At 70.4% G+C, this 19,594-nt stretch carries 19 protein-coding genes; 14 read left to right on the top strand and 5 right to left on the bottom strand.

All coding sequences use genetic code 11. The features are described from left to right. Positions 1-231 precede the first annotated feature (231 nt). From AB0J04_RS41190 to AB0J04_RS41170, 5 genes are all read left to right on the top strand, one after another. Positions 232-762 (top strand): RNA polymerase sigma factor, encoded by a 531-nt coding sequence (locus tag AB0J04_RS41190; protein ID WP_363173822.1) that lies wholly within the window; start codon positions 232-234, stop codon positions 760-762. Then, complete coding sequence (locus tag AB0J04_RS41185; RefSeq protein WP_363173821.1) at positions 759-1,577, top strand: zf-HC2 domain-containing protein; 819 nt, start codon at positions 759-761, stop codon at positions 1,575-1,577. Before AB0J04_RS41190 ends, AB0J04_RS41185 begins: the two co-directional genes overlap by 4 nt. Positions 1,578-1,644: 67 nt before the next feature. Continuing rightward, positions 1,645-2,472, top strand: coding sequence for an ABC transporter ATP-binding protein (locus AB0J04_RS41180; protein WP_363173820.1), 828 nt, complete (start codon positions 1,645-1,647; stop codon positions 2,470-2,472). Next, a complete protein-coding gene (locus AB0J04_RS41175) occupies positions 2,469-3,860 on the top strand; it encodes a hypothetical protein (RefSeq protein ID WP_363173819.1) in 1,392 nt (463 codons plus the stop codon). Before AB0J04_RS41180 ends, AB0J04_RS41175 begins: the two co-directional genes overlap by 4 nt. Continuing rightward, complete coding sequence (locus AB0J04_RS41170; RefSeq protein ID WP_363173818.1) at positions 3,857-4,432, top strand: hypothetical protein; 576 nt, start codon at positions 3,857-3,859, stop codon at positions 4,430-4,432. The genes AB0J04_RS41175 and AB0J04_RS41170 overlap by 4 nt, the downstream gene beginning before the upstream one ends. A 159-nt stretch (positions 4,433-4,591) precedes the next feature. Here the strand turns inward: AB0J04_RS41170 and AB0J04_RS41165 are convergent, their stop codons facing one another. Continuing rightward, positions 4,592-5,116: a hypothetical protein gene (locus tag AB0J04_RS41165; RefSeq protein WP_363173817.1), complete on the bottom strand. Its 525-nt coding sequence runs from the start codon at positions 5,114-5,116 to the stop codon at positions 4,592-4,594. A gap of 485 nt (positions 5,117-5,601) precedes the next feature. On the opposite strand from AB0J04_RS41165, the gene AB0J04_RS41160 reads away from it, so the two are divergent. From AB0J04_RS41160 to AB0J04_RS41145, 4 genes are all read left to right on the top strand, one after another. After that, on the top strand, positions 5,602-5,751 hold the full coding sequence (locus tag AB0J04_RS41160) for a hypothetical protein (protein ID WP_363173816.1): 150 nt from the start codon (positions 5,602-5,604) through the stop codon (positions 5,749-5,751). A gap of 231 nt (positions 5,752-5,982) precedes the next feature. Next, on the top strand, positions 5,983-6,390 hold the full coding sequence (locus tag AB0J04_RS41155; protein WP_363173815.1) for a PH domain-containing protein: 408 nt from the start codon (positions 5,983-5,985) through the stop codon (positions 6,388-6,390). 505 nt (positions 6,391-6,895) lie between these two features. Beyond that, positions 6,896-8,803: an ABC transporter ATP-binding protein gene (locus tag AB0J04_RS41150; protein ID WP_363173814.1), complete on the top strand. Its 1,908-nt coding sequence runs from the start codon at positions 6,896-6,898 to the stop codon at positions 8,801-8,803. 82 nt (positions 8,804-8,885) lie between these two features. Then, complete coding sequence (locus AB0J04_RS41145) at positions 8,886-10,025, top strand: winged helix DNA-binding domain-containing protein (protein WP_363173813.1); 1,140 nt, start codon at positions 8,886-8,888, stop codon at positions 10,023-10,025. A gap of 54 nt (positions 10,026-10,079) precedes the next feature. Here the strand turns inward: AB0J04_RS41145 and AB0J04_RS41140 are convergent, their stop codons facing one another. The 4 genes from AB0J04_RS41140 to AB0J04_RS41125 all read right to left on the bottom strand — a co-directional run bounded on the left by AB0J04_RS41140 (position 10,080) and on the right by AB0J04_RS41125 (position 14,033). Continuing rightward, the gene (locus AB0J04_RS41140) at positions 10,080-10,691 is read right to left on the bottom strand and encodes a hypothetical protein (RefSeq protein WP_363173812.1); all 612 of its coding nucleotides are present in this window, start codon (positions 10,689-10,691) and stop codon (positions 10,080-10,082) included. 89 nt (positions 10,692-10,780) lie between these two features. Continuing rightward, positions 10,781-11,929: an ABC transporter permease gene (locus AB0J04_RS41135; protein ID WP_363173823.1), complete on the bottom strand. Its 1,149-nt coding sequence runs from the start codon at positions 11,927-11,929 to the stop codon at positions 10,781-10,783. A 131-nt stretch (positions 11,930-12,060) separates the two neighbouring features. Next, on the bottom strand, positions 12,061-12,783 hold the full coding sequence (locus AB0J04_RS41130) for an ABC transporter ATP-binding protein (RefSeq protein WP_363173811.1): 723 nt from the start codon (positions 12,781-12,783) through the stop codon (positions 12,061-12,063). Next, positions 12,780-14,033: a hypothetical protein gene (locus tag AB0J04_RS41125; protein ID WP_363173810.1), complete on the bottom strand. Its 1,254-nt coding sequence runs from the start codon at positions 14,031-14,033 to the stop codon at positions 12,780-12,782. The genes AB0J04_RS41130 and AB0J04_RS41125 overlap by 4 nt, the downstream gene beginning before the upstream one ends. A gap of 80 nt (positions 14,034-14,113) precedes the next feature. On the opposite strand from AB0J04_RS41125, the gene AB0J04_RS41120 reads away from it, so the two are divergent. From AB0J04_RS41120 to AB0J04_RS41100, 5 genes are all read left to right on the top strand, one after another. Then, on the top strand, positions 14,114-14,875 hold the full coding sequence (locus AB0J04_RS41120) for a response regulator transcription factor (RefSeq protein ID WP_363173809.1): 762 nt from the start codon (positions 14,114-14,116) through the stop codon (positions 14,873-14,875). Positions 14,876-14,931: 56 nt separating this feature from the next. After that, entirely contained in the window at positions 14,932-16,740 is a 1,809-nt protein-coding gene (locus AB0J04_RS41115; RefSeq protein ID WP_363173808.1) for a HAMP domain-containing sensor histidine kinase, read from the top strand. 45 nt (positions 16,741-16,785) lie between these two features. Beyond that, on the top strand, positions 16,786-17,487 hold the full coding sequence (locus tag AB0J04_RS41110) for a 2-phosphosulfolactate phosphatase (protein ID WP_363173807.1): 702 nt from the start codon (positions 16,786-16,788) through the stop codon (positions 17,485-17,487). A 405-nt stretch (positions 17,488-17,892) separates the two neighbouring features. After that, the gene (locus AB0J04_RS41105) at positions 17,893-18,441 is read left to right on the top strand and encodes a DUF1062 domain-containing protein (RefSeq protein ID WP_363173806.1); all 549 of its coding nucleotides are present in this window, start codon (positions 17,893-17,895) and stop codon (positions 18,439-18,441) included. Positions 18,442-18,544: 103 nt separating this feature from the next. Further along, a complete protein-coding gene (locus tag AB0J04_RS41100; protein WP_363173805.1) occupies positions 18,545-18,817 on the top strand; it encodes a hypothetical protein in 273 nt (90 codons plus the stop codon). Positions 18,818-19,594 lie beyond the last annotated feature (777 nt).

The raw sequence follows: 19,594 nt of genomic DNA, 5'->3' as shown, positions 1-19,594 counted from the left end.
TACGTCCAGTACGAGGACTTCCGGCCGGCACACCGAGAGCACGCACCGGACGCCGCTCCTTGACGGGCAAACGTTGCCTGCCGCGGCACTAGGACCTGTCCACCGCTTTCCGGCGCGTTCGGACGACCGAAGGTTCTCCCGCGTGTGGCGGGGATCACGTCCGAGGGAAAACCTGCGGCCCGGTTCGGGCGTCTAGCCGGTGTGAGATCAGTCAGAGCAGCGCTGCACGAGATGGACGAGGAACGTCTCGTCCGGCTGGTGGCGAAAAGCGACCGTGCCGCGTTCGAGGAGTTGTACCGGCGTACGGCGCCGTGGATGGCGGTGCGGCTGCGCCGCCGGTGCGGGGACGAGCAGATCGTCGCGGAGGTCATGCAGGAGACCTACCTGGCGGTGTGGCGCGCGGCGGGTGCGTTCGCCGGGGCCGCGGTCGGCGGGACGGCCACCGGTTGGCTGTGGACGATCGCGGCGCGCCGCCTCGTCGACGCGTTCCGGCGCAGAGCGCACCACGCGGAGCCGCCGCCGGCCGCAGCCGTGCCCGAGGTGGCGCCCGCCGCCGAGGAGGAGGCGCTCGCGGCGACCGTCGGCGGCGACGTCGGGGACGCGCTGCGGTGCCTCGCACCGGAGTTGAGACAGGTATTGCAGGCCATGGTGCTCGACGGGCTTTCCGTCCGGGAGACCGCGGTCCTGCTCGGGCTGCCCGAGGGCACGGTCAAGACCCGTGCCCGCCGGGCCCGGATCGCGATGCGGGGGTCGCTGGCGTGAGCGTGGAACATGCGTCGACGCGGATCATCGAGGGATACGCGCGCGGCGGCTCGGGCCTCGCCGCCGACGAGGTGTGGGCCGTGGAGGCCCACCTGGAGGCGTGCCGGGTGTGCCGGGACCGGCTGTCCGCCGCGGTCGGCGCCGAGGCGCCCGCCGTGGCGTCGCTGGTCGACACCGTGTGGTCCGGCCTCGAACCCCGCCTCGCGGTCACCGCCCCGATGCCGCGCGGACGGCGCTGGTCGGCGCGGCTGGCGCGATGGCTGACGCCCACGATGGTGCCGTGGCTGGCCATGGCCGTCGGCGTGACGCTGCTGGCCCTGCTGCTCGACCTGGCCGACACCGGTACCGGCGAGGTGTCGCTGGTGCTGCTGTTCGCGCCGGTCCTGCCCGTGCTCGGCGTCGCCGCGTCCTGGTCGCGCGGACTGGATCCGGCGTACGAACTGACGGCCTCGGTGCCCAGGGCCGGGCTCTACCTGGTGCTGCGGCGCACCGCGTCCGTGCTCGGCGTGGTCGTCCCCGCGCTGCTGGTGGGCGGATGGGCGACGGGGGTGATGGTGGCTCAGTGGCTGCTGCCCTGTCTGGCGTTCACGGCGGCGACGCTGGCGCTCGGCGGAGTCGTCGGAGTGACCCGCGCCGCCGTCGCGCTGGCCGCCGTATGGGCCGCGGTCGTCGTGGCGCCGACCCTCGTCACCAGCCGTACGGCCTTCGCCCTGCAGACGGGCGGTCTGCCCGTGTGGGGGCTGATCCTCGCCCTCGGCATCGGTGTCGTGATCGCCCGGAGAAGCGCGTACTCCGTGCTGGGAGCCCATCGATGACCATCAGAAAGACGTCCCTCAGAAGACGTCCCTCAGAAAGACGTCCCTCAGAAAGGCAGGACACCACATGACGTCCGCGGTGAGCGCGGCCGACCTCGCACCGACGGCCTACGCCTGGGAGATCCAGGCCACCGGGCTGAAGGTCAGGGTCGGCAGGAACCGGATGGCCGTCGACGGCCTCGACCTGTCGCTGGGGACCGGCGTACACGGACTCCTCGGCCCCAACGGGGCGGGCAAGACCACCCTGATCCGGACGCTGGCCACCGTGCTGCGCCCCACCGAAGGCACCTTGGAGATGCTCGGCGAGTCCGTGGCCGGCAGGCGCGAGCACCGTGCGCTGCGCCGCCGGATCGGTTATCTGCCGCAGGAGTTCGGCTACTACAAGCGCTTCACGGTGCGCGAGTTCGTCGAGTACATGGCCTGGCTGAAGGAGGTGCCGAAGGCGGAGATCCCCGCGGCGGTGCAGCGCGCCGTGGAGCGGGTGGGTCTGGCCGACCGCGCCGACGACAGGATGAAGGCCCTCTCGGGCGGCATGGTGCGCCGGGTCGGCATCGCCCAGGCCATCGTCAACGATCCGACGATCCTGCTGCTGGACGAGCCGACGGTCGGCCTGGACCCGGCGCAGCGGCTGCGCTTTCGCGAGCTGCTCCAGGAGTTGGGCACGGACACCTGTGTGCTCGTCTCGACCCATCTGGTGGAGGACGTCGCCGCCGCCTGCACCGACGTGGTGCTCTTCGCCGAGGGACGACTGGTCTTCCAGGGCACCCCGGACGACCTGGCAGCGGCGGGCGGCCCCGAGCACCCGGGCGACAGCCCCCTGGAGCGCGGCTACTCGGCTCTGCTGGAAGGCCCCGACCGCGCCGACCGCTCCGGTCGGGAAAGGGGCGCCTGGTGAACACCCGCGTCCTGCGCATCGAGTTGAAGCGCTCCGTCGCCCCCTGGGCCGACGCCGTGGTCCTGACGACAGCGCTCGCGTTCCTGTACCTGGTGAACGCCGCCTGGTGGAGAGGCACCGCGGCGTGGACGGCCCAGTGGACGCCCATGGCCCTGTGGACCCGCGCCCTGCTGTTCTACCTGTGGCCGCTCGCCGTGGGACTCGGGGCACTGCAAGGCCTGCGCGACCACCGCTCGAAGATGTCCGAGCTGCTGACGAGCACACCGCGGCCCGCCCGGCACCGCGCCGCCGCGCTGGCGGGCACGACGGCGATCGCACTGGCCTCGGCCTATGCGCTCCTCGTCCTCGTGGGCGCGGTCCAGGTGGTCGCCAACACCGAGTACACGCACCTCGGTTGGCTGCCGATCTCGCTGGTGGGGGCGCTCTTCCTCGTCGCGGGGGCGGTGCTGGGCATGGGCGCCGGGCGGGCCCTGCCGTCCGCGCTCACGCCGCCCGCGCTGGGCATCGGCGCCTTCGTGTTCACGGTCGTCATGCAGATGTCGTTGGGCCGGACGGAGACGATGACCGTGGACGGGAGCCCGGTCACGGAGCCGAACCGGGTCTCGATGCTGTCACCGGCGGTGGAGGAGGTGCGCGACGCGCTCGTCACGCTCTCCGTCTCCGTGCACGTCGGGCAGACGATCTGGCTGCTCGGCATGGCCGCGACCGGCTTCGCCCTGTTGGTCGCCGCGACCCCGCGCGCCCGGCTGGTGGCCCTGACGCCCGTCCTGGCGGGCGCGGTGATCGCCCTGCTCGTCCTCCCCGCCGACCCGGACCGGATATACGTCGTCGACAAGGCCGCCGCGGCACCGGTGTGCGACGGCCCGGTGTGCGTGACGCGGACCCAGCGGGCACGGCTCCCCGACCTCGCGGGTCCCGGCAAGAAGGCGCTGCGCCTGCTGCACGACGCCCTGGGCGGCCAGGCACCGGTCTCGGTCCAGGAGAACGCCGCCGTGCTGCCGGAAGGCTCCACGCCGAAGTGGTCCCGCATGACCGTCCTCTTCGACTTCGACGACGACATCATCGCCGCCGCGAAGGGCGATGACCTGACCCGGGCCCTGGTGGCCAAGGCCATGGTGCCGGGGTGCTTCCCCGTCGGCTGGAGCGGCACGGGCACTGACGACGCCGCGCAGAGCGTCGCGGCGGGCTGGGTCCTCGGGGACCTCGAGCCGCCCGACAACATCTCCGAGGCTTCGCGTGGGCAGATGGACCTGGCCCGCCCGGTGTGGAAGAAGCTCAAGGCGCTGCCACCGGCCGAACAGCTCTCGCGGATCAACGCCATGCGCGCCGCGGCGCTCTCCTGCGAGGGCGACCCGCTCACCGTGCTGGACGGCGGTGCGTCGCAGTGAGGTGGCTGACGCTGTACGCGCGCTCCCGTCAGGTACCCGTGTCGCTCGCCGCGGTGGTGATCGCCGCGGTGGCGGTGTGGGCACTCGCCCGGGGCGGGGGAGAGGGGCCCGGTGATCCGCGGCTGCCCGTGCTCGTCCTCGCCACCGGGGCGATGGCGGCCTCGATCGGGCTCAGCGGGCAGGACCTCGCCCTGGACCGGACGGCCGCGATCCGCTGGGCGCCCCGCAGAGCGGCGCACGTGCTGCTCGCCGGCGCGGTCGTCGGTGCGGTGCTGCTGACCGTGCAGAGCATGGGCGCGGACATGGCCACCACCGCGTTCGTCGTCCGGGACAGCGCGGGCCTGATGGGACTGGCCGCCCTGGGCGCGGCGCTCTCGGGCGGCCAGTACGCGTGGACGCTGCCGTTCGCCTGGCTGTCGTTCTCGTTCTTCGCCCCGCCCCCGACGAGTGCGCCGATGCAGGTGGCGACCTGGATGCTGCTGCCGGCCGGCACGGCGGTGGGCACCTGGACGGCTCTGGTTCTCACGGTCGCCGGCACCGCGGCCTACGCCGTCGCGGGACCGAGACGGTGACCGGACCGGCCCACGGCCGTGCTGTGGACCGGTGCCGTGTCGCCAACGTCCCAGGATTTCCTGTGCTCCGACGACGTCCAGACCGAACACCGTCGCGGGCACGGTGAGTACCGCGCCGATGCAGCGGGACCGGTCGGGACGGCTCGCTTCCGTGTCGCATCAGGCGGCGCGGGAAAGCGTTGCCGGGTCGGCCGGGGCCGAGGCACGGGCCATGGTCGCCGGTACGGGACGGGCGCTGCGGACCGTGGGCGCCGCCTGCGCACGGTTTCGCGCGAAGACGACGAGGCGCAGCACCGCGAACCGCGCTACGCCGGCGAGCGCGGAGGCGGACAGGTAGACGACCTGCTCGAGCACCGCACCGGGCGCCGCCGCGAGCTGTTGCAGGGCGAACATCGCCGCGCAGGTCACCGCGTACGCGGCCACGGCGGATCCGGCCGACTGAGCATGCTGACGCCAGGTCGCGCGCCCGCCGGCGCCGAAGGTGAAGCGCGCATGCAGCTCGGTGGCGAGAAGCGTGGAGACCACGGTGATCAGGGCGTTGGCGAAGGCCCAGGGAATCCGGGCGGCGAGTGCCGCCACGGCGAAGCTCGACGCGAGCCCCACCCCGCCGCCGCAGACGACGAAGCGAGCGAAGGCGGCGAAGGCACCGGGCGCCGCCTGCTGCCGACTCTGTGCTGTCTTCATGACCCGCCCCCCTTGACCGCTCACCCCGCGAAACGCGCACCTCTCGACCTGCGAAGCCCCGACGTGCTGTTTCCTGTGACGGAAACGCTACGTTGCATTCATGGAACTGGCAACGCAATTATTGCGATCGTTCGCGATAATGCCAGGTGAAAGCCGGAAAATCGTTGCAATGGATTGAAGGTAACGCAATAGCCCGGCCCGTGTTCGTTGCGATGAGGTGAGGGTGAACGCTATGTCGGAGGTGCCGTCCGCCGGCTCGTTCGGGGCGGGTCGGGCGGTGTTGCCGCATACGGCCATGGAGCACCAGCGGGCGCTGTTGGCCTTCTCCAGCGCTTCGCGGTCCACGTCTTCGGCTACGGGGCGCCGACCGGGTTCCGCTGGCGGTCCGGCGTCCCGAGCGGATCGCGGCGCTCATCACGCGGAACGGCAACGCCTGCGAGGAAGGCCTCGACGACTTCTGCCTGGCCGGGCCGGGCGCCGACGAAGTGCGGCTCGACCTGTTCGGCGACTACGGGGCGAACGTCGAGCGGGTCCGGCTCCTCCGCACCGGCCGCTTCGCCCTGGAGACGCATGCCGACGAGATCGCCGCCGTCATCCGCGCCTTCCTCGCACCGGTCGAATTCGGGACCTCGTGAGCCGGTCGAGACGCCCGGTGAAGCGACCCTGGTGCTGGTCCATGGCGCCTGAGGTGATCGACGCGGTGAAGGTCGCGGGCTCTGAAGCGGAGCCGCGCTCATGGGCGTTGCCCGCCGCAGCGTGGACTGATATCCACTCAGGAACAGGAAGGGGGACCTGCGCTGCCGACATTCCCGAGGAAGTACCGGATCCCGACGAGCCTGATCAAGTACACGATCCTCGCGGCGGCCGTGACCTCCGGGACGATCTTCGTGATCCCTTGGGGCTTGGACGCACCCGGCTCGACGACGGCCGCAGTCACGATTGCGGGTCTGGCCGTCATCCTCATCGTGGTCGTCCGGATTCTGCGGATGGGTACGGTCGTGACGATGGACGGCGTCACCCGACGAGGCATGCTCACCGACCGGCACCACCCATGGCCGGACATCCACGAACTCGAACTGCTCGACCGGGAGGTCGTCCACGTGGCGTACGGCTTCCAGGTCACCTCCCGCTATGTGGTGACCGTCGTGGTCGGCCGGCAGCGCCGACGCAAGACCCTGCTGTTCCTCGACGAGCGGGGCTTTGCCACTGCCGCCCGGTTCCGCGCTGAACTCGATGTCGTCGGCGCGTTGTGGGATCAACGGCGCGAGGCATGACCGACGGGTTCGACTCCGCTGATCTTCGAAGACCGGAGCGTGGGGGCGTCGGCCGGAACGAATCAGTCGAGCGTGCGCAGCACCAGCCGGACAACTCCCGTGACTGCTCGCCTGATCCACCCGAACAGTCCTGACGCCACGGCCACGTCGGCGGCGGCCGCGGCGACCTCCGACCGGCCCGACCCCGACCGGCACTGGGAGCAGGAACGTGGCCAACGGCGTTTGCGCGCACCGCACTTCTTGCACATCGTCATGACCCCATTCTCCCCTGCCGCCACACTCTTGTTGATCACCTCGTACACGATGTGGGCGGAGGCTCGTGTCCTGCGCGGAGCTTCAGGCCCGGATCTTCGAGGAAGCCGGGACGACGCCGGGCTCGCCAGTGGATACGTCCGTTGCGTCCGCTGAACGCGGCGGTGTCCGGTTCTCGCCGGTCCGCGGTAAATGCCTGGACTGGGAACCTCTCCTGACGGGAAACTTCCGACTTCCGAACCTTGGGAGTGTGATGGGGACAACAGAATCGCGAGGGTCGACGCCGGGCAGGAGCGCGGTCGTTCTGGCACTGCGCCGCTACGGCCGGGAACTGCTGCGACTACGGCGGCTGGCCCTGCCCGCGCTGCTGCTGCCGGCCGTCGGCAACATCGGCATCCGCTACGTCGCCCCCCTCCTGATCGCCAAACTGGCAGGACAGGCCGCCGACGACGGCGGTCTCACCCTCAGCTCGGCGATGCCGTACGTGCTGGGCTTCGGCGTGACGCTGCTGCTCGCCGAGGCGGTGTGGCGCGTCGGGCAGCACTGCCTGAACCGCGTGGACGCCCTCGGCATGGAACACCTGTACGTGAGCGGAATGGATGAACTCCTCGCCAAGGACGCGGCATTCTTCCACGACAACTTCGCCGGCTCCCTGACCAAACGGGTGCTGAGCTTCGGCAAGCGCTTCGAGGACTTCGTCGACACGGTGACGTACCGGATCGTGGGCAGTCTCGTCCCTCTGGTGTTCGGCGCCGTGGTGCTGTGGAGCTACGAACCGATGCTCGTCGTCGGCCTTCTCGTGATGATCGCGCTGACCGTGGTGGCCGCGACACCTCTGATCCGTCGCCGACAGCGGCTCGTCAACGACCGTGAAGCGGCGATCGCCCTGGTCTCCGGCCACGTCGCCGACAGCCTCGTGAACATGGAGACCATCCGGGCGTTCGCGGCCGAGCGGCGGGAGGCCGACGAACACCGCAGCCGTGTCGCGGACTCCCGGCGCCTGACGCTCAGGTCGTGGGACTACGGCAATCTGCGCGTCGACACCCTGATCGCCCCCATGTCCGTGCTGACCAACGTGCTGGGCCTGTTGGTCGCCGTCGCCTTCGGCGGCCCGGGCCAGGGAGTGGAGGAGGTCGTCGTCGCTTTCACCTACTACTCCAACGCGACCCAGATCATGTTCGAGTTCAACCAGATCTACCGGCGGCTGGAAAGCTCGATGACCGAGGCCGCGCAGTTCACGGAGCTGCTGCTGGATCCGCCCACGGTGCTCGACCCGACCGTACCCGAACCGCTCGCATCGCAGGACACGGGCGTCCGCTTCGAGACGGTCACCTTCGCCCACGCGGGCGCGAAGCCGATCTTCCAGGGACTCGACCTGGACGTGCCCGCAGGCGCACGGATCGGTCTGGTCGGCAGGTCCGGCGGCGGCAAGACCACACTCACCCGGCTCCTGCTGCGGATGTCGGACATCGACGACGGACGCATCCTGATCGGTGGTCAGGACATCAGCCGGCTGCGCCAGACCGACCTGCGCTCACTGATCGCCTACGTCCCGCAGGAACCCGCCATGTTCCACCGCAGCCTGCGGGACAACATCGCCTTCGCCCGGCCCGGCGCCACCGACGAGGAGATCCACTCCGCGGCCGAGGCCGCGCACGTCACCGAGTTCGCCGACCAGCTCCCCGACGGCTTCGGCACCCTGGTGGGGGAGCGGGGGGTGAAACTCTCGGGCGGCCAGCGCCAGCGCGTCGCCCTCGCCAGGGCCATCCTGCGCGACGCCCCGATCCTGCTGCTCGACGAGGCGACCAGCGCGCTGGACTCGGAGAGCGAACTCCTTGTCCAGGACGCCCTGTGGCGATTGATGGACGGCCGTACGGCCCTCGTGGTCGCCCACCGTCTGAGCACCGTCGCCGGCATGGACCGCCTCGTCGTCCTCGACCACGGAAGCGTCGTCGAGCAGGGCACCCACGAGGAACTGCTCGCGTCGAAAGGCGCCTACGCCAAGCTGTGGCAGCACCAGTCGGGCGGCTTCCTCGGTGAGAGCACCGAATCGACCCCCGGACGCCCGGCCCAGGGAACCGGTCCCAGCGACCTGCCCGGACCGGCCGACCCGGCGCCGGACGGAAGGGGCAAGTCATTGAGAATCGAGACAGGTTCGTGAGCTTTCTCCGAGCTGTCGGCGTTCCGGGGCGGGATGACGGACTGCTGGTGCCCGGGTCGGCTGAGGGCGGCATAATCCGGGTGTGATCCTTACCGCGCGACAGCTCGCCCTGGCCACCTTGGATCGTCAGCTGCTGCTCGAACGCCGGCGCCTCGATGTGGCGGAGGCGGTCCGCCGTGTCTGCGCTCTGCAGGCGCAGACGCCGGCGTCGCCGTACCTGGCGCTCTTTAACCGCGTGCAGGACTTCGCGCCCGAGGACCTCGACGCCGCGTTCGCGGACCGCCGGATCGTGAAGGCGACCCTTATGCGGATCACGCTGCACGCCGTCCACGCCGAGGACTACGCGCCCTTCCATGCCGCCATGCTCAGCACCCTGCGGGCGTCGCGGCTGTACGACCGCCGCTTCGCCTCGACGGAACTGACCCCCGCCGACGCCGACGCACTGCTCCCGGAGCTCGGGGAGTTCTTGGCGCGGCCCCGCACCGGCGCCGAGGTGGAGGAGAAGGTCACGGGGCGGTTCGGGGAGCACGCGCACCGCGTGTGGTGGGCCCTGCGGACGTACGCGCCGATACACCACGTTCCGACCGGTGGCCCGTGGTCGTTCTCGCCGTCGAACTCCTACCGCGCCGCCCCGACGGCCCCCGGATCCGCGGCGCAGGAGGCGGAAGCGGGGGTGCGGCGGCTGTTGCTCGCCCACCTGCGGGCGTTCGGGCCCGCGTCGGCCCAGGACTTCGCTCGCTTCACCCTGCTGGGGCGTGCCGTGATCACGAAGGCGCTGCACGAGCTCGGAGACCTGGTGGTGCGGGTGACGGGTCCGGGCCGCGCAGCCCTGTTCGACCTGGCAGACGCTCCCGTGCCCGACGACGACACCCCGGTACCGCCGAGGCTGCTGCCGATGTGGGACAGCACACTGCTGGCCCACGCCGTCCCCGGGCGGGTCCTGCCCCAGGAGTACCGACCGCTGGTCGTCCGGCGCAACGGCGACATGCTGCCCTGCCTGCTCGTCGACGGTCAGGTGGCAGGGGTGTGGCGCGCAGTCGACGGCGGACTGGAACTGACCGCCTTCCACAAGCTCGGCAAGGCTGCGTGGCGAGGCCTGACCCAGGAGGCGGAGAGACTGTCGACTCTGCTCGCCGACCGCGATCCAGTCGTCTACCGGCGCTACGGACACTGGTGGGACAAGGGGCTTCCGGGTGTCGAGAGCACGATCGTCAAGGGCTGACCGCGCCGCGCACCACCTGGCCGGGCTCGCGACCTCGACGTCCTGGGACCTGTGTCAGTCGCCGAACGCCTCGATGAGACAACGCTGCTGGAGTTCCGGCAGGTTGGGCACGTCGACTCCGCCGGAGGGCCATGAATAGCCCTCGCCGTCGGCCATCGGCTCCACCTTCACGCCGGCCTCGTGCAGGCAGGCGATCTCGGCCCGGAAGTCGTCCATGTAGTCCGGGTTCTTCGCGCGGTCCAACTCAGGAGGATCGAGAGGCAGTTTGGGCAGACACGCCTTGGAGGCCGCGGGGTAGGCGGGGTCCGAGTTCACGGGAACCTGTTTGCCGTCCTTGACGATGCTTTGCATCGGCACCCCGTGGTCCTGGATGCAGGCCGACCAGACGTTGAACAAGCGCGCCTCCTCCTCTTGGCTTGTGTCCAGGCGCAGTTGAGGACGTCCCGCGTCAGGGGCCGCCGTCTTGGCTCCTTCTGTGCCGGACGGAACGGCGGTGCCTGTCCCCGTGCCGTCCACGGATGCCACCGCTGCTCCGGAGTCGGACTTCCCGCCGCACGCGGAGAGGGCGGCCAGGGCGACGAGTGCAGCGGCGGGCACGAACAGGGCTCGCAGCCACCGGACTCGGGACCGGTACCGGGCGGCGGGGTGGAACATGTGAGGGTTCATAACTCCTGGCTTCTCTGCGAGTCGGTGCGACTGGGGGCTGGGATCGTGCGGTGCTGGGCGCATGTTCTATGGGTCCCGGGTTCCCGGCTTCATACCGAGGCCAGCGCCTCGGTCGGGGACAGGCGTGCGGCGCGGAGCGAGGGATAGAGTCCGGCGATCGCTCCTACCGCGACGGTGCCGGCCGCTCCGCCGACCACCGAGGCCAGGGGAATGACCGGGGGCCAGCCCTGGTAAGTGGTGTAGGCGAGGGTGGCCAGGACACCGAGCAAGGTGCCGGCCAGGCCGCCGAGGGTGGACAGGGCGATGGATTCGGTGAGGAACTGCAGCCGGATGTGGCCGCGAGCGGCGCCGAGGGCCCGGCGCAGGCCGATTTCGCGGCGGCGTTCGAGCACCGAGACGACCATGGTGTTGGCCACTCCGACCCCGCCGACCACCAGTGCGACCGCCGCCAGACCGAGGAACAGGCCCGAGAACGTGGTCTGCGCCGCGCGTTTCGCGGCAAGGGCGTCCGAGGGCCGGCTGACCATGATCACGCCGGGCAGTTCGGGGTTGACCGTATCGGCGAGGACATCCCGTACCGCTTCGATCTGCGGCTCCTCGGCCTTCACGTAGAGGACGGTGGGACGGCCGTCGAAGTGGAGTTCGGTGCGGGCGGGTTGCCAGGCGACGAGTACGGACCGGTCGATGTCGGGGGACAGCGGGGTCTGCTCCAGGATGCCGATGACGGTGAACCACCGGTCGTTGATGTAGATCTGCGGGGCGGGGCCGCCGGGCGGAACGCTGGGCAGGCCGAGCCGGGTGGCCGCCACCGAGCCGAGCACAGCGGTGGGGAACGCGTCGGTCGTCCGGTCGAGGAAGCGCCCCGACTGCACGCGCGCGTTGATCAGGGACGGCAGATTGTTCCTGGCTGCGAGAACGGTCAGCCCCGCGTAGCTGCTCGGGTCCACCTTGTCCGAGCGGTTGACGACGGCATGGGTGTTGGCGACCGCGCTGACGGCGGTGACCGGGCCGATACGGGCGACCGTCTCCACCGACGCCTCGGACAGGGACACCGGCGGCTTGAGGTCGGGCTGGGCCCGCGCCGTGAGCATGTTCGTACCGAGCGCGGACAGCCGTTCCATCAGCGCCTTCTCGCTGGATGCGGGGATGGCGGTCACGACGATCATCGTCGCGATGCCGATCGAGATGCCCAGAGCGGACAGGGCGGCCCGTGCTCTGCGGGTACGGATGCCCAGCATGCCCAGGGCCAGGACGTCCCGCGGCGAAATGCGGACCGGCCGGATCCGCAGGTCCTCTCCGGCACCCGACGCGGGGGCAGGAGTGGACTCGGCACGTACGGCGGAGGCGGGGGCGGTTCGGGTTCGTGGGCTCACGGCTGGGCGTCCAGGGGTTCGAGGGCCGTGTCGGCCACGAGGCGTCCGTCGAGGATCTCCAGCCGTCGGGGCAGCAGGCCGGCGATGTTCCGGTCGTGGGTGATCACCGCGATGGTGGTGCCTTGGCTGTGGAGATCCGTCAGCAGCTTCAGCACCGCTTGTCCGTTGGCGGTGTCGAGGGCGCCGGTGGGCTCGTCGGCGAGGACGAGCGCGGGCCGGTTGACCAACGCGCGGGCGACGGCGACCCGTTGCCGCTCGCCGCCGGACAACTGGTGCGGCAGGTGGTGTTCTCGGTGGGCCAGCCCGACCTGGGCGAGCGCCTCGCGGGCCATCGGCCGACGCCGTCGGCGCGGCACACCGCCGTAGAGCAGGCCCGTGGTGACGTTCTCGGTCGCGCTGAGTCCGTCGGTGAGGTGGAACTGCTGGAAGACGAAGCCGAGGTGGCGGCTGCGCAGGGTGGAGACCTGGCGGTCGGTGAGGGCGGCCACGTCGTGTCCGGCCAGCTCGACGGTGCCGTCGGTGGCGCGGTCGAGAGTGCCCATGATGTTGAGCAACGTGGACTTCCCCGAGCCCGACGGGCCGACGATCGCCACGAACTCGCCTTCGTGGATGGTCAGGGACACGTCGTCGAGCGCCGGCACGTCGCCGTAGCGACGGCTGACCCGGCGTACCGCCAGTACCGGGGACGAGGGGGTCACAGCCGGGGACGGGGGTGTCATGACGAGGTCACCACCCTTGTCCCGGCGTCGACCGGTCCACTGATTTCGACCAGGCCCTTGGCGAACAGCTTTGTGGTGACCTTGATGAGCTTCCCGTTCTGGAGTTGCACCGCGTAGCCGCCCTCGCTCAGCGCGAGCAACGCACCGACCGGGACGACCAGGACGTTCTTGCTGGTCCGGCCGGTGAACTGCACCTGTACGGGGGCCGAGTCGATCCCGCGGACGGCCGTGCCCGCCCTGTCTTCGTCCAGCACCACGGTGATGGTGCGGGTGGGGGGCGAGCCCGTGTTCCCGCCGGCCTCCGAGCCGGAGCCGATCACGGTGCCGACCATGCTGACCCGGCCGGGCACCGTCGAACCGTCGGGCAGGGTGACTTGGACAGCGTTGCCCTTCCTGATGGACGAGTCGCCCTCGTCGGCCTGTACGGTGACGCGCTTGCCGGTGCCGGTGACGGACATCAGCTCGCCGGGAGCGGCGTCACCGCTGTTCGCCTTGAGCTGGGCGACCCGTACCGCTCCCGCGGTCACGACCACGTCGCCGGTCTCCAGCACCGAGGTCTCCGGTATTCGCGTATGCCGCTGCCAGCGGCCGATCGCCGCCATCAACGCGGGGGTCAGCACCGAGTCGCCCGGCTGGACCCGCTGCGGGGCGGACGACGCGCCAGGCGTCGGGCTGCTGGACGTGACGGGGGAGGCGCCGTCGGCATCGGCCCCGGCGCCCTCCGACCGCCGAGCGGCAACGGTCGGCGGCTGGGCGCCGGTCGGCGACGGGGTGACCAGTGTGTCCACCGGGGGTTGGGCGCCGATGTCGTACCCCAGCGCTCGGAGATTGTCGGCCACCACCCGCACGTCCGGGCCGACCATGTCCACCGTGTCCAGACGCCGGTACAGAGGGGTGGACCCGTAGAACACCATGGCGGGCCGGTTGTCGACCCGGTAGAGCGGGTGGCCGCGGGTGACGGTCGCTCCGACTGCCGGCAGCCAGGTCACCGTCCCGGTCGAGGTGCTGCTGACGGCACGCGGGGCGCCGTAGTCGAGTGTCCCGTCCATGGACACCGAGTCCGAGAGGTCGGTCCGCAGCACCGCCACCGAACTCACCGACGGAGTGGCCGCGTTCGAGGGAGACCGGGCGGCCTGGGTCCAGTGCGGGAGGAGGACGACGCCGCTCGCGGCCCCCACGACGACAACTCCCGCCGCGATGACCGCCGTTCGGCGAGCGGACGACTGGACTCTCTCCTCGTGGCGTGACATGGGTGACAGCCTGTCGGTCGGATATGAAGGTCTGGTCAGGACCGTATGAGCGTCCTGTCCGCAGGATTACAGTCCTGGCCATGTGCGCGAACGTCCTGGTGGCGGAAGACGACGTCAAACAAGCCGAGATCATCGGCCACTACCTCGTCCGGGAGGGCCATACGGCCCGGCTCGTGCACGACGGCCGCACCGCCCTCGAGGAGATCCGCCGCAGGCCACCCGATGTGCTGGTCCTGGACGTCATGATGCCCGGCGTCGACGGCCTGGACATCTGCCGTGTGCTGCGCGCCGAACCCGCCCACAGGGGCCTCCCGGTGCTCATGCTCACCGCGCGCACCACGGAGGAGGACCTCCTGCTCGCCTTCGACCTTGGCGCGGACGAATACGTGACCAAGCCCTACAGCCCCCGCGAGTTGATGGCCCGCATCCGCAACCTGCTCAGACGCGTGGAGCGGTTGGCCGAGGCGGAACTGCAGTCCCGGGCGACGGCGGGCGACACCACCGGTGTGCTCACGGCAGGGGCCGTCGTGGTCGACCCCCGGCGGCACACGGTCATGGTCGACGGTCGGCAGGTGGTGTGCACGGCGGGAGAGTTCGACCTTCTCGCCGCCATGGCCGCCGAGCCGGGGCGGGTCTTCACCCGCCGTCAACTGCTCGCCGTCAGCCGGGGCACCAACGCGTACATCACCGAGCGAACCGTCGACGTGCACGTCCTCAACCTGCGCAAGAAGATCGAGACCGACCCGAGCTCCCCGGTCCACCTCCTGACGGTCTACAAGGTGGGCTACAAGCTCAACGACCGTACTCCGGCGGGCACATACGCACCGCCGGACAGCTGGTGAACCCGGTCGGCGCGGCCGGGCGCGGACTCCCGGTCCATCGCAGTCTGCTGTTTCGGATGCTCGCCTCGTCCCTGCTCGTCGTGGTCTGCGCGATCGCGGCCACCGCCTGGCTGGCCGTACGGACCACCACCAACGCCGCCCGGGACCAGCAGGGGCAGGTGCTGGCCGACGACACCATGATCTACCGCACCCTGATGGCGTACGCCGCCTCGCATTCCGACTGGCGGGACGCCGAGCCGGTGGTGCGTGACCTCGCCCGCCGCACCGGCCGGCACATCACCGTGACTCCCCAGGACACCCGGGAACCGGTGGTGAGCGGGTCGGTCCGCTCCACCCTCACGCCCGGCAGGGCATTCGCCGCCCTCGACCCGCTGCACACCGACCCGCTCCTGTCCCAGCGGGCCGAAGGCGGAGGCATCGACCCTGCCGCGCTGGGCCCCTACGCGCTCGGCACCTCCGACCGGCAGCGTCTCGACCGTGCCGCCGACGCCGTCGCGACCTGCCTGACCGGTGCGGATGTGCCCTTCGAGCGTGCGGTGACCCCGTCAGGCCGTCCGCTCATCTCGCTGCTGCACGACGTCTTGCTCAAGGAGCAGATCGAGGGCGCGGAACAGCAGAAGTATCGCGCCAAGCGCGCCGAGGACTGCGGTCTGCCCGTACTGGACACCCCCACCGCCGGCGAGGGTGACGCACTCACCGCGCTCAATGACGTGGTCAACGCCTGCCTGCGCCGCCAGAAGCTGCCCGCAGTGCACCTCGGGCTGGACTTCACACCCGCCACCGCCGCGCAGGGCACCCTCACGCACGCCGCGCGGAACTGCGTCGACGTCGGCCGCCGCGAGCAACTCGCGCCGTACGTCGCCCCCTCGGCGCTGCTGTACGTCAGCGACGACTCCGGTTCCGAGGCCGCGCCCTTCGACCTCTCACCGGCCAACACCCTTCGGATACTCGTCGTCACCGCGGTGGTCCTGCTGCTGGCCGCGTTCGTCACCGTCGTGACCGGCATCCACCTGGTCCGCCCGCTGCGAGCCCTGACCAGGGCAGCGCAGGACCACGACGAGCCTCAGCCCCCGGTGCCGGTCGCCCGGCACGACGAGATCGGTCGGCTCACGAAGGCGTTCAACGAGCTCTCCGAGCACCGCGCGCGCACCGAGCGACAACGCAAGGTCATGGTCAGCGACATCGCCCACGAGCTGCGTACTCCGCTGAGCACCATCCGCAGCGCCCTGGAGGCGACCCAGGACGGCGTCATCGAGGCGGACCAGCACCTGACGGCCTCTCTCCTTGAAGAGGTCCTGCTGCTTCAGCACGTCATCGACGACCTCCAGGATCTCGCCGCCGCCGATGCGGGCACGCTGCGGCTGTACTCGGAACCCGTCCTGGCCGACGCCGTCCTCAGGCATGTGGCATCCGCGCACCGGGCCGCGGCGGAGAGCGCGGGGGTCACGCTGGTGGTCCACGACCCGGGCGAACTGGACCTGTGGGCCGATCCGCTGCGGCTGCGCCAGGTCGTCGGCAACCTCGTGTCCAACGCCGTCCGCCACACACCGCCCGGCGGCCGGGTCACCCTTCAGGCCCGCGAGGAAGACGCCACGGTGGTCGTCGAGGTGACCGACACGGGCTCCGGCATCGCGGAAGAGGATCTGCCCTTGGTCTTCGACCGGTTCTGGCGAGCGGAGAAGTCCCGCAACCGCAAGACCGGGGGCAGCGGTCTGGGCCTGTCCATCGCCCGAAGACTCACGGAGGCGCACGGCGGAGTGCTGTCGGCTGCCGGCGCGCCCGGACGCGGCGCCACCTTCACCATCAGACTTCCCCGGTGCGAGAGGCAATTGACCCAAGACGTGAATGACCACGACACACGATGATGTGGCGCCGTGGCGCCGTGGTGACGCATGCGCGATCATGAGCGGATGGACGCTCGTTTCCTCGGCATCGCCGAACTGGTCGAAGCCCCGTCCGTGGCGGTCGTGGTCGACGTCATGCGTGCTTTCACGGTGGCCGCCTGGGCCTTTGCCCAGGGCGCGGAGAAGATCGTTCTTGCCGAGTCGCTGGACGAAGCCCTGGCGCTCAAGGCTCGCCACCCGGACTGGGCGGCGCTCAAGGACGGTCCGCCCGCGCCCGGGTTCGACACCGTCAACTCGCCGGGTCTGCTGCGCTCCATCGACCTCGGCGGACGGACCGTTGTGCAGAAGACCACGGCAGGGACGGTCGGCGCCCTGGCGGTGAAGGAGGCGTCGCTGGTGCTGTGCGCCGGCTTCGTGGTGGCGGAGGCAACGGCCCGGCTGTTGCGGGCACGCGCGTGCGACCGAGTCACGTTCGTGGTCACCGGCGAGGACGGGCACGCCGACGAAGATCTGGCGTGCGCCCAATACATCGCCCGGAGGGCCACCGAGGCCGCAACGGACGCAGCCGAGTTCCTCCGCCGCGCCGGCGAGTCGCGCGCCGCCGCCGAACTGGCGCAGGGTGTGCGTCAAGGAGTCCATCCTGACGACGTCGCACTCTGCCTTGAGCTCGACCGGTTCCCCTTCGCCATGGTGGCGGCCCTGGAGGACTCGCTCATGGTCCTCCGCCCTCGCGCCGTGCCCTCGCTGACCGACAAGGCTCCGATCTGATCGCCGGCGAGGTCCGGCTCTCGTCTGCGAGAGCCGGGATCCGGCCGTGCGGTCCGCGACATCAGCGCCGTTCGAGTTTCCCTCGCCGGCCCTGACACCGCGTGGAACGTGGCGACAGCACCCCGAGGTGGACGCCGCCCGCTGTCGGTCTCCGTCTCGTCTCCGTCACCGCCATCCGGCTCTGGCTTCGTCCGTGCTCCGCCGGACACGACCTCGCGGTGAGCGATGGAAACCAGTAGAACAGCGCCGCTGTGCGCCACTACTGTGCTGCCGACCAAGTCGTCTGGGCAAGGACGTGCCGTTGTACACCGTGTGAGACCTCCCGAGTGCTGATTCGTCGCGCGTCGCGCATGTGCGCCGCGCTGCTTTTTGCTGCGGACTTCTCACTGAAATCGGTGTACTTCTGTGCTCGAAACCTGGGTGGTCATGCCCACCTGCCTGCCCCTCGTTCTCCGCCGTTGCCACACATGCGCGTCCGAACGCTTCCGGGCGAACGGAAAATTTCGCGTCAACGCCCACCACAAACTCCTCGACGCCTGGCTCCTCGTGCTCTGTACCGCTTGCGGGGAAACGGCAAAGCTCACGGTCCTGGAGCGGATGCATGTGCGCTCCGTACGACCTGAGCTGCTGGACCGGCTGCACGACAACGACCTCGGCCTGACAGCAGAACTGCTCCAGGATCCGTCCGTGCAGCACCGTAATCGCATCGCCCTCGACTGGGACAACGCATGGCGCCTCGACACCGGCGGATCGGATCTCCTGGACCGGGAGGTGATCGACGTCTCGGTCCGCTTCGCGGCACGGATCCCTGTCCGGCCGGTGCGACTGATCGCTGAAGGCTGCGGTGTCTCGCGCGCCGAGGTCGAGCGACTGATCAAGGAGGGGAACCTGGTTTCGGCAGTCCGGCTGAGCGGCAAGCTCTCCGGCGACTTCACCTTCACGCTCAAGCGCTGAGCCCTCCTCGGGACCAGGGCCTGTCCGGCATGACCGGTCGGACAGGCCCTGGCCGGGGCAGGCCTTTCCGGTGCTCCGCAGCACCGTCCGGTTGTGCGGGGCCATGAAGGTTCTTCTGGGGATCGACGACGCGTACGCGGCCAAGTACGACGCGCACGTGTGCGACATGGCCGTGCCGGCCGCCGAAATCGAGGCCGCGCGACGAGTGGACCGGTCGACCCCGCCTGGCCGTGTGCGCAGACCGACCGACCGACCAGGCCCGGACGGCATGCGCCGACGGCTGGCCGAACTCGACGGCGAACTCACCGTCACCAGTTCCCTCGCGACGGCACCCGTGCCCTCGTCGGCCTTCCCTGCAACACCTGGTGCACTATGACTCGTTGGACTGGATTCGTACCTCCAGGATCCACGGACTGCGTGTGACGGTCTGGGAGTCATGCGACACTGGTTTCATGGACTCAAGCGGGCGTAATGACGGCAGGGAGGAGCTTTTCGAGCTCCTCCGCGCCGCGCTGGGTCCCATCGTCGGGGCCCGTCACGTAAGAGTGCTTCCGGTCCGTGTTCTGATCGCGATCATCGTCTTTCTTGCCCTTGATGTTTCCTCGCGTGTCCCCTGGCTGATGGGACGTCACGGCGTGCTGCCGTCTCGTCCCGTGCTCAGCGAATAGGGCGTTCCGATCTCCCGTTTTCTCGGGTGGAGTGGACCCTCTGTGCGTGGGAGCGCCTTCAGTAGCAGAGGTCTCCTCTCCGCCTGCCGATTTCAGGTGAAGAGGAAGATCGGAAATGGCTTTCTGGAAGAAGCCCCCTGATCAGGTTCAGGGGACCGCATCTGCGGCGGCGGAGCCGTCGGGTAGCAAGGAAGTGTTCCACCGGTCTAAGGACCTGCTCGACGACGCCGACTAGCAGTCGGCGGTGTGGCAGGAGGGGGAGCCGACGCTGTCGGCTCCCCCTCCTGGGTGTCATGTTCGTTTGGACGCCTCTGGGTTCAATGCCCGGGCAGTTCACGGCCGGCGCCCCGAGCCGTCGCGAGGCGTTTCTCCAGTTGTCCACCACCTCGTGGCTTGCTGGGGTTCTGGAGGGCTAGGGGGCTTCTGATGGATCTCCGCGGCGTCGCGGCGCCCGGCACGCCCTCAAGCCGCACCGGGCGTAAGCC

The organism is Streptomyces sp. NPDC050263 (genome assembly GCF_040655955.1).
GTDB lineage: Bacteria > Actinomycetota > Actinomycetes > Streptomycetales > Streptomycetaceae > Streptomyces.
This window is presented reverse-complemented; position numbering and strand designations above follow the sequence as displayed.